The sequence below is a fragment of the Pseudonocardia sp. MH-G8 genome, assembly GCF_002262885.1.
Taxonomy (GTDB): domain Bacteria; phylum Actinomycetota; class Actinomycetes; order Mycobacteriales; family Pseudonocardiaceae; genus Pseudonocardia.
Genome location: NZ_NKYF01000007.1, coordinates 1 through 13,425 on the forward strand (window position 1 = coordinate 1; position 13,425 = coordinate 13,425).

The following is a 13,425-nucleotide window of genomic DNA, read 5'->3' on the forward strand; positions in this document are numbered from 1 at the left end:
CAGCAACGGCTCGATCTGGGTCCAGGCTTTGTCGGTCAGCTCCCCGCGCCCTACCACCTGGTCATGATCACCGACGGCAGGTCACAACCCTTACAGGACACGCCCTAGTGTCCCGAGTCGTTTTGTCGTCCTCGCCATCGACGAACAGCGACTTGCCGCCAAGCGTGACCGTCACCATCGAACAGCACAGGAGTCAGGATGTCTGAGAACCGTTTCATCGACGACGCCATCAACCGCAGCGCCGAAACAGCCGAAGATCGCGCCAAGCTCACCAGCATGGTTGCCGAAGCCGGCGCCGATGCGCCGACGGCCACGACCGAAGAAGGCGGGCCGAGTGACAGTTCGATCCTGAATTTCGCGCTCAACCTGGAGTACCTCGAAGCCGAGTTCTACCTTCGTGGCGCAACGGGTCAGGGTCTGCCTGATGACATGGTAGGTGGGACGGGAAAGGCCGGCGCGGTGTCCGGTGGTCGTCAGGTCGACTTCCGCAGCCCGCTGATCAAGAACATCGCCCGCGAGATCGCCATGGACGAGCGAGCCCACGTCGCATTCCTCCGCGACGCACTCGGTGACGCGGCCGCCGCGCGGCCACGGATCTCCCTCGACAACAGCTTCACCGCCGCGGCGACCGCGGCCGGACTGATCAAGCCCGGGGAGGTCTTCGACGCCTATGCGAACGACCGCAACTTCCTTTTCGCGGCGTTCCTCTTCGAGGACGTCGGCGTCACTGCGTTCAAGGGTGCAGCGCCGTTCATCTCCAACAAGACCTACCTGGACGCAGCAGCCGGTCTGCTGGCCACCGAGGCCTACCACGCGGGGGTGGTGCGGGCCACGCTGTTCAGCGAAGGGCTCGTGGATGACTCGGTGTTCGACGTCGTCCACAAGATTTCCGCGATTCGCAACGCGGTCAGCGGGCCGGCTGACGATGATCAGGATCTCGGTACGAAGGACGAGGCCAACCTGGTTCCCACCGATGAGTACGGCCGCACATTCGGCAGGAGTGCTGTGCAGATCCTCAACATCGTCTACCTCGACCCCCAAGGGGCTTCTTCCGGCGGCTTCTACCCGGATGGACTCAATGGGGACATCGTCCGAGGCGCTGGGCCGGCCGCGGACTAGTCCCTACCTCCGCCATTCAGCCGTGTCGACGGGATGCTCATTGAATGAGCTGTTCCGCCGGTCCGTGGGCGTCGCCGCGTAGATGTCTGTCTCGGTGACCGGGTCGAGCGCCGGCGCCTACTTCCCGGAGGACGGGGCGGCCCACCGCGCACCGTGAAGTCGTGGCAGGCCGCCCAGTTGGGTCTGGGCGCGTTCATCGTCGGCATGGCCGCAATGGTCATCGTCGCAATGTGGCTGGGAGCCGGGTCATGGCCACGTCACACCAGTCGCCTCTACAGCGTCACCGTCACCGGCACCGTCCCCGCAGGAGGTCGAGACGACGAGAGGATCCCACGATGTCCCTGGTTGCCAGACAGATGGCCGACTCCCACCCGGGTTCCCGGCCGGCCTTCGATGACGCATTGATCAAGTGCATCGAAGAATGCGCCGCCTGCTTCCAAGCCTGCGCTGCGTGCGCCGACGCCTGCATGGCGGAGCCGGACGTCGTTTCGTTGATCAAGTGCATACGGACGGACCTCGACTGCTCGGACGTGTGCGCCACGACGACGAGCATCCTGTCGCGTCGCGCAGTTGTTGACGTGACGGTCACTCGGGCGGCCGTCGAGGCCTGTCTCGCCTCGTGCGTTGCCTGCGCCGAGGAGTGCGAGCTGCACGCTGCGCGCCATGAACATTGCCGCATCTGCGCCGAGGTGTGTCGGCGGTGCGAGGAAGCGTGTCGGCAGCTGTTGCAACGGTTGTGAGGTGACCACGACTCTCACGGGGAGCCGCGCGACCAAGGAACAGCGCGCCGCGTCGAAGTACTTGGGCTCGCTCGACGACTCACTCGCCCCGTGGGTGCAGTCGATCGGACCGATTGATGCCTACGCGATGCACCTCCCCGTGAAGGTCCGCGGTCCGCTCGAATGGTTCTCCTTCGCCATCGCATGGCAGCTGAGCAGGGCGGCGGCCAATGCGATCTACAACCTTGAGGTTGGTGATCACGCACCGAGCCGAGCGATCCCGGTCGGACCGGTACGTGGGTTACGTGCGGCGATGACGGTGAACAGGGTTGCGACGAGGGCGAGCGCGCCGTATCCGAGTGCGATCTGCGGTAGCGAGAAGGTGCTGGAGAGCTGGCCGGCGATGAGCGCAGGGATCGTCGCACCGCTGTAGCTGAGGAGGTAGATGACGCTGAAGATCGGTGCCCGGTCGGCCAGGGTGCTGCCGTGCAGCAGGCCGCGAATGGCGGCGCTGATGGCGACGCCTTGGCTGGCGCCGGCGACGATCGTCGCGGTGATGAACAACGCCAGTGTGCCGGTGGCGAGCGCTGCGATGAGGCCGATCATCCCGGCCAGGAAGGCGATCATGCCGATGCGTTGCGCTGCCGCTGGTGTGAACCGGCCGCCGAGGGGAGCACCGAGAACGCTGGAGGCCATGTAGGCGGCGAACACCAGTCCGACGATGAGCGGGCTGCTGGTGTGAAGCTGCTCCGCGACGAGCGCGGGAACGAACGCTTGGTAGAAGGTACCGGCCGCCCAGGTGGCCAAGAACACCGCGGCCGCGACCGGGAGCAGGCTCCTGGCCCGGGCCGGCACGTAGACCCGGGGTTGCAGCGATCGCCACGCACCCGGCATCCGGGTCACGGTCTCCGGGCTGACGACGGTCAGCGTCAGGGACGCCAGGAGGAGGGCGATGACCACCAGGAAGATGAGCTCCCGCGGCCAGGGACCGAACTGGACCAGGGCGCCGGAGGCGACGGCGCCGACGGCAAGGCCGAGCATGATCGTCTGGCTTGAGGCGACGGAGGCCAACCAGGCCGGCCTGGCCGGTGCCGCATCGACGACGTAGGAGGTGATGCTGCTGCTGGCCAGCCCGGCGCCGAGGCCCATCAGGAGCCGACCGGCGATCAGGATGCCTATGCCGTGCACATTCAACAACAGCACGCAGCCGAGCAGGAGCAGGACGAGGCCGGCGATCGAGATGGGTCGTCGGCCCAGATGGTTGGAGAGTCTCCCCAGCACCAGCAGCGTGGTGAGGGTGGCGACGGAGTAGGCGACGACGGTAATCGAGATGTCGGCGTTGGTGAACCCCTCCTCGGCCCGGTAGATGTTGAACAAAGGTATCGTGGAGCCCACCGCGGCAAAAGCTGCCACCAGTGAGACCACTGCGGACACGAAAGCCAGCCGGAGCGTTCTGTCCCGGCCGGCCACGTGGGTCACCGGCGCCATGTTGTGCATCGAGCTGGTGCCTTTCTCGGGCTCTGAGGTGAACAGGTCGCCGTAGCTGCGGGTTACCCGTCGCGTTCAATCACGGCTGAACTCCGTGTGACTACGCCAGGTCGCGCTCGAACGTGGCAATGTCCTCGTCGTGGTTGCCCTTCGCGGGTTCGTGCTGCGGATAGGCGCCGGAACCGGGATGAACCCTGTCGATCAGGTCGAGGTATTCCGGGTGGCGGGCGATGAACGCACCCACGACCGGGCAGATGATGGTGATCTTCTTTCCGCTCTCGCGGACCTCATCCAAGACGTGAGCGATGAGCTCCGTGGCCACCCGGTTGTGGCGGGCGGCCGGATCGACCCAGGTCGTCAGCAGCACAACGCGGAGGCCCACGAACCGGTACGAGAGCTCGGCGATCGCCTCGGCGCCGAGGGTGGCGATCCAGCGACCGCGCTCCGCGTCGTTGATGACATCGAGCACCCAGCTCGACTCCACCGCACCGGGGCTGCTCTCGTCCAGAGCAGCGATGAGCGCCGCGTTGTTCGCTTCTCGGGTGGCCGCCTCGGCCTCGATGTTGATCGTCAAGGTCACACTCTCTGCGCGGAAGTCGGTGGATTGGTCAGGATCAGTGCGCCCCCTTCGCCACTCCTGGGCGCTTGGAGTCGACGAGGTCGGCGTACTCGGGGTTGTTCTCGATGAAGGTGCGCACGATCGGGCACATGATGGTGATCGTCTTGCCCCGCGTGCGCACGTCGTCGAGGACGCGTCGGATCAGCTCGGTGGCGATGCCCTGATTGCGGAAGTCGGGGAACACCGAAACGGCCAGCAGCACGAGCCGGTCGTCGTCGGCGACGTTGTACGACAGCCCGGCCACCTCGCGCTCGCCGATGATGGCTTCGTAGATGTTGACCTTCTCGTCGTTGACGACTTCGAAGTCGGACGCGGAGGCGTGAGGATCGTCGAGCAGTTCGTCGATGAGGACGGTCTGATCCTGGCTGAGGGTGGCTTTTCCGTCGGGATACGCGAAGGCGTAGCGGTCCGGTGCGGTCGGGTCGGTCATGGGAGGGTCCCTTCGTCGAGTGCCTCCGCGAGGGTGCCGTCGCGAGTCCAGTCGGTGAGGCCGAACACCCGCTGTCCCACCGACAGACCGGTCGTGCCGTAGCCGAGGGCGGTGACCACGCCGGCCAGCTCGTGGCCGGGGATCGACGGTGTTCGGTCCCGCCCGAGGCGATCGACCCAGGTCGAGGGCCACTCCAGCTCATTCCCGGTGAATCCCGACGCATGAACTTCGACGATGACATCGCCGTAGCTCGCGCCGGCGAGGCTGGCGAGCCTCGCCGCATCCGGATCAGGCCGTTCCACCCGCTTCATCCCAGCCGTCCCGGCGGCCTGGTCCGTCACCACGATCGCTTTCATGGACACCTTCATGTTTCGGTCTTCGCCCTATACAGCGCGTTGGGTCCGCATTGCGCAGATCTGCCGCCTGACGACCGCGTTGCGAAGTCGTCACGGACGAACGCGGATGATCGTCTTCCCCTTGACCCGCTCGGTCGGGTTGAAGGCGCCAACGGCGTCGTCAAGGGTCGCGACGTTGCCGATGTCTGTCCGCAGTCGCCCGTCCCGCACGCGCCGGACGACCTCGCCGAGCTGAGCACGGTCGGACTCGACGACGAAGTCGATGGCCAGGCCATCGGCTGGTCGCGCCTCGGGGGGACCGGCGATGGTCACCAGTGTTCCTCCGGCTCGAACCAGACCCGCGGACCGCTTCTGGACGTCTCCGCCGATGACGTCGAACACCAGGTCGACTCCACCCATGTCTTCCAGCGAGTCGATCTGAAGGTCGAGGAACTCCTGCGCGCCGAAGTCGAGCGCGGTCTGCCGGTCGGCGGTTCGCCCGGTGCCGATGATGTAGGCCCCAGCCTCTCGCGCGAGCTGCGTCACCATCGAGCCGACCCCGCCGGCCGCACCGTGCACGAGGACGCTCTGCCCCGCCCGAAGGCGGCCGTGCTCGAACAGTCCCTGCCATGCGGTCAGGCCTGAGATCGGCAGGCTCGCGCCCACCGTGAAGTCGACGTCGCCCGGCAGCGGCGCGAGGTTGCGCGCCTCGACGGCCGCGTACTCCGCGAGGGTGCCGTCGCGAGTCCAGTCGGTGAGGCCGAACACCCGCTGTCCCACGGAAAGCCCCGTCGTTCCGTAGCCGAGGGCTCTGACCACTCCGGCCAGCTCGTGCCCGGGAATCGACGGTGTCCGGTTCCGACCGAGGCGATCGGACCAGCTCGAGGGCCACGTGAGCTCACCCGGCGTGAACCCCGACGCATGCACCTCGACGAGGACGTCGTTCCCCGCCGCCTCGGGCTCCGGCCGCTCCGCGAGCGTCATCCCGGCCGTTCCCGCGGCTTGTTCCGTCACCACGATCGCCTTCATCCGGCACCTCCTCGTATTCAGTCACCGTTGCCACGCCCTGCGGGCGTTGGCATGGACCATCTCGTCCAGTTCAACTCTGGTGCAGGGGCATCCGACCTGGCCGGGAACGAGCGATACCGGAGGCGGAGGCGCTGCACCGGCGTGCCCCGGCAGGGCCGTCAGGTGCGGTGATGCGCAAACCCGCCGGTGGCCGCCGGAGGCTTACCGATCGGTGCCACGCTACTCTGCATTGGACGCCTCAGTCTAGTTGACATCGGCATACCTGGTGAGGGGCGACTACGACCACCCGCAGGGAGCCTCGTCACCAAGAGGTCGGCGAACCAGGTGATCGTGAGTGGTCGCAGTGGTCGGGCGGGTCATGGGCGTGACGTCGCCGCCGTGGGGACAACCTGATGTCACGGGGTGCAGGGAGAGGATGCCGGCGTCAACGAGTGGTTGAACGGCACGGTCAGGTGCCATTCGGAGTCGATGAGTGGTGAGCGCGGCACCTCGAAGGGTGTGCTCCACGACTTTGCGATAGCGCTCCCATCGGAGAAGCTCAGCGTCAGCGTGTAAGCCCGGGTCCCGTCATCGTGCGCTCCGAGGCTTCGGCCGGAGAGGTGGATGAGGCGCGGCAGCGAGCTCAACAAGATCGAGTTGACGTGCATCTCGAGACGTTCTGTTGCCGGGATCTCCTCAGCGGAGTTGACCGCGCAATCCCTGGACTGCGTGGTGGTGGCCAGCAGGATGTCGATCCCGCCCAGCACGCGCGCGCTGAGCGAGAGCTTCAACTGCCGGAGGTGATCGGGCCCACCGCCGCGAGCCCGGCCGCCGTCAGTTGTGATGACGGCAGCGGACAGCTTCAACGGGAGACCGATGATCGGCGAAGTCGGCGTGAAGCTCGGGTGCTCGCTCATCGCGGTTGCTCTTCTCGTCCGGATTCCGGCTGGTGATGGCGACCGCGTTGCGGGCGAGCGCCTTGGTCAACGTATCCATCAGCTGCCCCATCGCTGCCGCCACGACTCTGCTGTCGTTGCTGGTCTGGCTGTTTCGACTCCGTCGGCTCAGCTGCTGCGCGGCCAGCGATATCGGCTGTCTCAACGGACCCGGGGGTCGTGCCGGAGGCGTCGTCAGCCCGCCCGATGTGTGGCCCCCGCCCGTCGAGTGGTCGGGAGCCTGACACTATGGACTATGCAGTCCGAGTATCAGGGTCCTGCGAGCCTGCGGTCAAGGCGACGAGCTGGGGGGTGCGGCTACGTGCGGGCACCTCGGCGGATGGCTGCGACCGCTGGGGACCGTGGCTGGCAGGCCAGGCGCTCGCCCGGGCTTCGGTGCCGCCGCGAGGCGATGTGGGCCGCCATGGAGGGCCGCCTGCACCCTCGACTGGACTGGCTGGTACTACTAAGCTCGGCTGTCTGGTTCGACTGTAGAGCCCGCCGGTACTGGCGTCGAAGCTGATCCTGGTGAACCGAACTGCCGTGCTGCGGGGACTGGATACAGGTCTGTGGGGAGCGGCCGGCTGTGAGGCCGGCCACCGATCGGAAGGAGCAGGCATGAGCCCGGAGGGTGACCCGGTCGTCGCGACCGCACGAGCGACGCTGCTGGCCACGAGTCGGCTCGAGACGGAGATCCGGGCCGGGGAGTTCGTGGGCCTGGCCGACGACCCGGGGACCGGTGCGCCGGGTGCGGGCCCGACCCCGACCGAGTACTTGATGATGGCGCTCGCCTCCTGCACTGCCATCACCCTGCGCGGCTATGCGGATCGCAAGTACGACTACGCCGGCGACATCACCGTGGACGTCGCGTACCACCAGCCGAGGGCGGTCGGGTCGTCGCGCTACCTGCATCGCACCGTCCGGTTGTCGGAGGAGATCCCCGAGCAGGACTTCCAGACGATGATCAACATTGTGCAGAACTCCCCGGTCACCCTGCTGCTCCAGTTCGCGTGGAGTGTCCGGACCGACATCGCGAACGGGCCGGGTGCGCTCGCCGCCTCGGCGACGACCTCGTCCTGACCCAGGTGCCGTCGGCGGCCACGCACGGAGGGCGGAAACGGCAGGTCCGACCGCGGTTCAACCCGCTCAGGCCCGATATCGGCAACTCGAACAAGAGGATCACGCTGTGGCGACCACGCGAGGCCGTGCCGAGTGGGGCGATGACCAGGTGTTCTGGGAGCACGACGGCTACCGCGACCGGGGCGAGCCCTGGCTCGCGCAGCGGTGCCAGGGCGGCTGAGCGATGGTCCTTCGGCTGTACGACACCGCTGCCCAGCAGGAGCGGGAGTTCGTCCCCCACCTGGCAGGCACTGCATCGATGTACGTGTGCGGGGCCACCGTGCAGGGGCCCGCGCACCTCGGACACTTGCGTAGCGCCGTCGTCTACGACGTTCTTCGCCGCTGGCTGACGTGCGGCGGGCTGGACGTCCGGTTCGTGCGCAACGTCACCGACATCGAGGACAAGATCCTGGCCGCCGCAGCCCACGCCGGTCGGCCGTGGTGGGAGTGGGCCGCCACCCACGAGCGCGCCTTCGACGCCGCTTACCGCGCGGTGGGTTGCCTGCCGCCCTCGATCAGCCCGCGGGCCACCGGGCACGTTCCGCAGATGGTCGAACTCATGCACCGCTTGACCGACGGCGGCCAGGCCTACGCGGTGCCGGGTGGGGACGTGTACTTCGACGTGCGTTCCTACCCCGACTACGGGGGCCTGTCCGGACAACGTCTCGAGCAGATGCGGCCCGGCGACCGGGGACACGGTGGCGCGGGAAAACGGGACGCCCGTGACTTCACCCTGTGGAAGGCAGCCAGGCCGGGCGAGCCGTCGTGGCCGAGCCCGTGGGGTCGGGGTCGCCCGGCATGGCACCTGGAATGCTCCGCCATGTCGACCACCTACCTGGGCGCCGAGTTCGACATCCACGGCGGCGGCCGGGACCTGCTGTTCCCGCACCACGAGAACGAGCGTGCGCAGTCCCGGTCCGCCGGAGACGGGTTCGCCCGCTATTGGACCCACAACGCGTTGATCACGGCGGCCGGCGAGAAGATGTCGAAATCGATCGGCAACACGGTGTCCGTCGACGCGCTCCTGCGCCGCGTCGGGGGTGCTCGGCTCCGCTACTTCCTGGTGGCGCCGCACTACCGGTCGGTGATCGAGTACTCGGACACGGCCCTGGCCGAGGCTGGTGCGGCGTACGGGCGCATCGAGTCGTTCCTGCGCCGGCTGGCCGAACGGCACGGGACGGCGCCGCCGGACAAGGCTCTGCCGAGGGGGTTCGTCGAGGCCCTCGACGCCGACCTGGCGACCCCGGCGGCGATTGCCACGATCCACCGCGTCGTGCGCGACGGCAACGCGGCCCTCGACCGGGGCGATGCGGGAGCCGCGCCCGCCGCGGGGGCTGCGGTGCGCGCGATGGCCGGCGTGCTCGGCCTCGACCCGCTGACCGAGCCCTGGGCGAGCTCGGCGGTGCGGACGTCAGCAGCTGCGGAGTCGGCGCTCTCCGCGCTGGTCGGCCAACTACTGAGGGAGCGGGACGAGGCTCGTGCCCTGCGCGACTTCGTGACGGCCGACGCGGTGCGCGGTCGGCTGCTGGCCGCCGGCGTGCAGGTCCGGGACACCTCGGACGGCCCGACCTGGAGTTCGGCCAGAAATGGGAGGGTTCCATGCGCAAGATCTTGATCATCGGTGGCGGCTACGCCGGCTTCTACACCGCATGGAAACTCGAGAAGAAGCTGCGTCGCGGCGAGGCCGAGGTGACGGTCGTCGATCCGCGGCCATACATGACATACCAGCCGTTCTTGCCCGAGGTGATGGCCGGGTCGATCGAGGCCCGGCACGCCGCCGTGTCGCTGCGCCGCCACCTGCACCGCACGCGCGTCGTCGCCGGGATGGTCAACGCGATCGACCACGAGCACCGCGTGGTCACGGTCCGGCCCGCCGACGGCGACACGTTCGAACTGGGCTACGACCTCATCGTGATCACCGCGGGCGCGGTCACCCGCAAGTTCCCGGTTCCCGGTATCGCCGAGTGGGCGATCGGTCTCAAGCACGTGGAGGAGGCGGTCGCGATCCGCGACCGGCTACTGACCTCCTTCGACCTGGCGGCCACGCTCCCGCCGGGCCCACGGCGGGAGAAGCTGCTCACCGTCACTTTCGTCGGCGGCGGCTTCTCCGGCGTCGAGGGCTTCGCCGAGCTGCTGTCGCTGGCGACCGCGTTGCTGCGGCGCTACCCCGAACTGCACCGCGACGAGCTGCAGTTCCACCTCGTCGAGGCGTCAGGCCGGATCCTGCCCGAGGTCACCGAACCGCATGGCCGGTGGGTCGTGCGCTTCCTGCAACACCGAGGTGGGCAGGTGCACCTGGACACGCAGATCAGGTCGGCGACCGGCGGGCACGTGGTGCTCTCCACCGGCGAGGAGCTCGACTCGGAGCTCATCGTGTGGACGGCGGGCAACGCGGCGAACCCGGTCGTGGGCATGCACACCGACCTGCCAGTGGACGAGCGCGGGTTCCTCATCACCCGGCCCGACCTGCGGGTCGGCACCGCCACCGAACCGGTTCCCGACGCGTGGGCCGCCGGGGACGACGCGGGGATCGAGGACCTCACCTCCCCGACCCCGGGCACCCGCACGGTGCCCAACGCCCAACACGCCGTCCGCCAGGGCAAGCTGCTCGCCCGCAACATCGCTGCGACCTTGCACGGCGGGAAACCGAAGAACTACCGGCACCACAGCTTCGGGGCTGTTGCGACGCTCGGCATCGGTCACGGCATCTTCCAGTACCGGCGGCTCGTGATCACCGGGCCCCTCGCTTGGCTGATGCACCGTGGCTACCACGTGCTGGCCGTGCCCAGCTGGGAACGCAAGGTCCGCGTGCTCGTGGTCTGGCTGACCGCCGGGTTGTTCGGGCGAGACATCCTCTCGCTGGCGTCGGTGCAGCACCCACGCGACGCTTTCGTCAGTGGCGGCCGACCCACCGTGCCGAGCGAACAGGACCTTTCCTGAACAATCTCGGCCTGATCGATCCGAGCCCGACCCGGGTTCCTGTTCCGTCAACCACCGAAAGGTCGATAGAATGCCCGAACTCACCAAGGTCGCCGTCGTCTACTACTCGTCGACCGGGACCGTCTACGAGCTGGCCAATTCCATTCTCTCGGGGGCGAAGGACGCCGGGGCCGACGTCCGACTGCTCAAGGTCCAGGAGCTCGCGCCCGAGGAGGCCATCGCCTCGAACCAGGGCTGGGCCGATCACTGTGCCGCCACCCAGGACGTCCCCGTCGCCACACACGAGGACATCCTCTGGGCCGACGCAGTCATCTTCGGCACCCCGACCCGCTTCGGCAACGTCTCGAGCCAGCTGAAGCAGTTCCTCGACACGCTCGGCGGTCTGTGGGCACAGGGCCTGCTCGCCGACAAGGTCTACAGCGGATTCACCGCGACCGCAACCGCCCACGGCGGGCAGGAATCCACGCTGCTCGCGATGTACAACACGTTTCACCATTTTGGTGGGATCGTCGTTGCACCGGGCTACACCGACCCCATCAAGTTCGTCGACGGCAATCCGTACGGCACCAGCCATGTCAACGGTCAGGGCGCGATTCCGGTCGACGACACGGCCCGCGCGGCCGCGGCGTACCAGGGCAGGCGGGTCGCCACGATGGCTACCGCCATCAAGTCCGGTCTCGCCGCCTGATCTGACTCTTCCGGACAGCCGGGTACGTCGCCTCGACGTGGCGAAGACGTCCACGCCGGTCAGCTCGCCGACGCGCTGTGCGAGCTGGCCGGCGCACGCATCGCAGTCGGGTCGACGCCGTCAGCCGGCGGACACAGCGTCGTCGGGTGCAGCGTCGACCGGCGGTGCCGGCCTCACCATCGCCCGCAGCCCTGCCCGGACTTCCTGGTGCGCGTCCGCCCGCTTCTGCGCGGCGAGCCGAAGCAGATCGACCGCCCGGCAGGCGTCAGCGGAATCCTCCAGAGCTGCCGTGGCGTCCAGGACGTGGTCGCGCGCCTCGGTCAGCAGCCGGTCGACCTCGCGTAGGCGGCGGTACACACACGCGCATGCGGAGATCGCTCGATGGTCGGCCGTGTACACGGTCATAGCTCCTCCTCCCGACGATCCTCTACGTGCGGCAGTTGCGCCGCCATCTCCTGTCAGCGCCCGCCCGTTCATCGGGGGTTCCCCCGGGTCATGCGGCCTCGTCGGGCGGTGTCGACTTCGATCATTCCGATGTAGGTCCAGTACTCGTCGACCAAGCCGTGGCTCGTGGTCGGCCCGACGTACACCTTGCGGAATACCTTCCCGTGCATCTCCACCAGCTCGGTCTTGACCTCTCGGGGTGCGCGGGGTCCGGTGGTGTTGGTCCCGCTCGGCGCGATGTCACTCATCCCTAGCCCCTCATCTCATGTGGCGATCAGCGGGCGGCCGCAGGACATCTGTCCACGGGCTGTCCGCGCGTCGGCGGCAACGCAGGCACCGGGCCTTCGACCTGTCCCAGCGGGTAGCTCGCTCGAGACCTGCTTCAGCCTGCTCGCTCGGAGGCCTGCCGTCCGCCCTGCGAGCGGCATGCGTCGTTACCGGTCAGCGGTAGTGCGGGATACCGGCCAGGACCCACCGTCGTCCGTGTCGCAACGACACGACCCACCAGCTTCGCCCTTACCCCTGCAAGCTAGGCGGAGCTGTTCAGCTGGACCGCCCCGCAGGCCGCGGGGTAGGCCTCGACGAGCATCGACCGGATCGCCGCCGAGGAAGGTCGCGCCGCAGGGTCCCTGACCAGCAGCCGCTCCACGAGCGGCCGTAGACGACCGGCTCGCGAGGCCGTGGGGAGCGGATCGTGGAGCACTGCGGTGAGCGTCGGGGCGATGCCTTCGTGCAGGAAGGGAGGCCGGCCTTCAACCGCGGTGAAGAGCACCGTTCCGAGGGACCACAGGTCGGAGGCGGGGCGCGGCGGCCCGCCCAGAACGAGCTCCGGGGCGGTGTAGGCCGGAGAGCCGACGATGTCGCCGGTGCGGCGGGCCGGGTGGACCGGCTCACCGCCACCCAGCTCGGCGATGCCGAAGTCGATCAGGACCAGCCTGCCGTTGTCGGCGACCACCAGGTTCGCCGGTTTCACGTCGCAGTGCACGACGCCGGCCTCGTGCACCGCCGCCAGTGCGGCGGACAGCTGCAGGCCGAGTGCGGCGACGACGAGCGGTGGCAGCCGGCGTTGGATCCGCAGTAGCTCGGCGAGGCTCCTGCCGGGGTGGTAGTCCATTACCAGGCAGGCCGAGCCGCCGTGCAGCACCAGGTCGTGCACGGCGACGACGTGGGGATCCCGTACCCGGGCAGTGAGCCGCGCCTCGGCGCCGATCGGGTCGTGCGCGCGGAGCAGCTTGATCGCGACGTCGCGGTCCAGCAGTTCGTCGTAGGCGCGCCACACGTCCGCCGTCGCCCCACGGCCCACTCGTTCCGCGAGACGGTAGCGGCTCCCGAACAGCTCACCACACCGGGGAACGGGGGCTTCGTCGGCAGCGCGGGTGCGCGATGCGCCCGAAAGTGGACGAGTGGGCCGGATGCGACAACGGAAGGTCATGAGGCTCCTCTTGGCCGGTGCCGCCGACGTCCGGGTCGATGGGGGAGGTCGTGCGGAGTCCGCGGCTCAGGCCGGGCGACGATCTGCGGATCCACCATCGCGGGCTCACGAGGTGCTGTCTGCCGCGCCAGCAGCCAAAGGTCGGTCCG

Annotated in this window: 14 protein-coding genes and 1 pseudogene; 6 read left to right on the top strand and 9 right to left on the bottom strand. The window is 68.4% G+C overall.

Annotated features, from left to right (window positions below; all coding sequences use genetic code 11):
- Window positions 1-198 precede the first annotated feature (198 nt).
- Together CFP66_RS17975 and CFP66_RS17980 are read left to right on the top strand one after the other, a co-directional pair.
- The gene (locus tag CFP66_RS17975) at window positions 199-1,119 is read left to right on the top strand and encodes a ferritin-like domain-containing protein (protein ID WP_094925634.1); all 921 of its coding nucleotides are present in this window, start codon (window positions 199-201) and stop codon (window positions 1,117-1,119) included.
- A gap of 335 nt (window positions 1,120-1,454) precedes the next feature.
- Complete coding sequence (locus tag CFP66_RS17980; protein WP_094925636.1) at window positions 1,455-1,859, top strand: four-helix bundle copper-binding protein; 405 nt, start codon at window positions 1,455-1,457, stop codon at window positions 1,857-1,859.
- Window positions 1,860-2,096: 237 nt separating this feature from the next.
- Here CFP66_RS17980 and CFP66_RS17985 read toward each other — a convergent pair whose 3' ends face one another.
- From CFP66_RS17985 to CFP66_RS18010, 6 genes and pseudogenes are all read right to left on the bottom strand, one after another.
- Complete coding sequence (locus CFP66_RS17985; protein ID WP_198961526.1) at window positions 2,097-3,317, bottom strand: MFS transporter; 1,221 nt, start codon at window positions 3,315-3,317, stop codon at window positions 2,097-2,099.
- A gap of 109 nt (window positions 3,318-3,426) precedes the next feature.
- Window positions 3,427-3,906, bottom strand: coding sequence for a GNAT family N-acetyltransferase (locus tag CFP66_RS17990; protein ID WP_369805097.1), 480 nt, complete (start codon window positions 3,904-3,906; stop codon window positions 3,427-3,429).
- A 34-nt stretch (window positions 3,907-3,940) separates the two neighbouring features.
- Window positions 3,941-4,375: a GNAT family N-acetyltransferase gene (locus CFP66_RS17995; RefSeq protein WP_094925641.1), complete on the bottom strand. Its 435-nt coding sequence runs from the start codon at window positions 4,373-4,375 to the stop codon at window positions 3,941-3,943.
- 23 nt (window positions 4,376-4,398) lie between these two features.
- Window positions 4,399-4,731 (bottom strand): annotated as a pseudogene (locus CFP66_RS18000) (alcohol dehydrogenase catalytic domain-containing protein); the annotation flags it as partial.
- 90 nt (window positions 4,732-4,821) lie between these two features.
- Entirely contained in the window at window positions 4,822-5,739 is a 918-nt protein-coding gene (locus CFP66_RS18005; protein ID WP_094925643.1) for an NADP-dependent oxidoreductase, read from the bottom strand.
- A gap of 395 nt (window positions 5,740-6,134) precedes the next feature.
- Window positions 6,135-6,635, bottom strand: coding sequence for a hypothetical protein (locus CFP66_RS18010; RefSeq protein WP_094925645.1), 501 nt, complete (start codon window positions 6,633-6,635; stop codon window positions 6,135-6,137).
- Window positions 6,636-7,271: 636 nt separating this feature from the next.
- Here CFP66_RS18010 and CFP66_RS18015 point away from each other — a divergent pair.
- The 4 genes from CFP66_RS18015 (at window position 7,272) to wrbA (ending at window position 11,400) form a co-directional block, all read left to right on the top strand.
- Window positions 7,272-7,733: an OsmC family protein gene (locus CFP66_RS18015; RefSeq protein WP_094925647.1), complete on the top strand. Its 462-nt coding sequence runs from the start codon at window positions 7,272-7,274 to the stop codon at window positions 7,731-7,733.
- A 223-nt stretch (window positions 7,734-7,956) separates the two neighbouring features.
- Complete coding sequence (gene cysS, locus CFP66_RS18020) at window positions 7,957-9,387, top strand: cysteine--tRNA ligase (RefSeq protein ID WP_094925649.1); 1,431 nt, start codon at window positions 7,957-7,959, stop codon at window positions 9,385-9,387.
- Window positions 9,372-10,712 (top strand): NAD(P)/FAD-dependent oxidoreductase, encoded by a 1,341-nt coding sequence (locus tag CFP66_RS18025; protein ID WP_094925651.1) that lies wholly within the window; start codon window positions 9,372-9,374, stop codon window positions 10,710-10,712. Before cysS ends, CFP66_RS18025 begins: the two co-directional genes overlap by 16 nt.
- Window positions 10,713-10,782: 70 nt before the next feature.
- Complete coding sequence (wrbA, locus tag CFP66_RS18030) at window positions 10,783-11,400, top strand: NAD(P)H:quinone oxidoreductase (RefSeq protein WP_094925653.1); 618 nt, start codon at window positions 10,783-10,785, stop codon at window positions 11,398-11,400.
- Window positions 11,401-11,520: 120 nt separating this feature from the next.
- On the opposite strand, the gene CFP66_RS18035 is transcribed toward wrbA, so the two are convergent.
- The 3 genes from CFP66_RS18035 to CFP66_RS18045 form a co-directional block, all read right to left on the bottom strand.
- A complete protein-coding gene (locus CFP66_RS18035) occupies window positions 11,521-11,805 on the bottom strand; it encodes a hypothetical protein (RefSeq protein ID WP_094925655.1) in 285 nt (94 codons plus the stop codon).
- 68 nt (window positions 11,806-11,873) lie between these two features.
- On the bottom strand, window positions 11,874-12,092 hold the full coding sequence (locus CFP66_RS18040) for a hypothetical protein (RefSeq protein WP_094925657.1): 219 nt from the start codon (window positions 12,090-12,092) through the stop codon (window positions 11,874-11,876).
- 281 nt (window positions 12,093-12,373) lie between these two features.
- On the bottom strand, window positions 12,374-13,276 hold the full coding sequence (locus tag CFP66_RS18045; protein ID WP_094925660.1) for a serine/threonine-protein kinase: 903 nt from the start codon (window positions 13,274-13,276) through the stop codon (window positions 12,374-12,376).
- Window positions 13,277-13,425 lie beyond the last annotated feature (149 nt).

Excerpts from the sequence above, each read along its gene's own strand:
- CFP66_RS18040 (WP_094925657.1), bottom strand. The coding sequence starts at position 12,092 with ATGAGTGACATCGCGCCGAGCGGGACCAACACCACCGGACCCCGCGCA.
- CFP66_RS18005 (WP_094925643.1), bottom strand. The coding sequence starts at position 5,739 with ATGAAGGCGATCGTGGTGACGGAACAAGCCGCGGGAACGGCCGGGATG.
- cysS (WP_094925649.1), top strand. The coding sequence starts at position 7,957 with ATGGTCCTTCGGCTGTACGACACCGCTGCCCAGCAGGAGCGGGAGTTC.
- CFP66_RS18015 (WP_094925647.1), top strand. The coding sequence starts at position 7,272 with ATGAGCCCGGAGGGTGACCCGGTCGTCGCGACCGCACGAGCGACGCTG.
- CFP66_RS17995 (WP_094925641.1), bottom strand. The coding sequence starts at position 4,375 with ATGACCGACCCGACCGCACCGGACCGCTACGCCTTCGCGTATCCCGAC.
- CFP66_RS18035 (WP_094925655.1), bottom strand. The coding sequence starts at position 11,805 with ATGACCGTGTACACGGCCGACCATCGAGCGATCTCCGCATGCGCGTGT.
- CFP66_RS18010 (WP_094925645.1), bottom strand. The coding sequence starts at position 6,635 with ATGAGCGAGCACCCGAGCTTCACGCCGACTTCGCCGATCATCGGTCTC.
- CFP66_RS17980 (WP_094925636.1), top strand. The coding sequence starts at position 1,455 with ATGTCCCTGGTTGCCAGACAGATGGCCGACTCCCACCCGGGTTCCCGG.
- CFP66_RS18025 (WP_094925651.1), top strand. The coding sequence starts at position 9,372 with ATGCGCAAGATCTTGATCATCGGTGGCGGCTACGCCGGCTTCTACACC.
- CFP66_RS18045 (WP_094925660.1), bottom strand. The coding sequence starts at position 13,276 with ATGACCTTCCGTTGTCGCATCCGGCCCACTCGTCCACTTTCGGGCGCA.
- CFP66_RS17975 (WP_094925634.1), top strand. The coding sequence starts at position 199 with ATGTCTGAGAACCGTTTCATCGACGACGCCATCAACCGCAGCGCCGAA.
- wrbA (WP_094925653.1), top strand. The coding sequence starts at position 10,783 with ATGCCCGAACTCACCAAGGTCGCCGTCGTCTACTACTCGTCGACCGGG.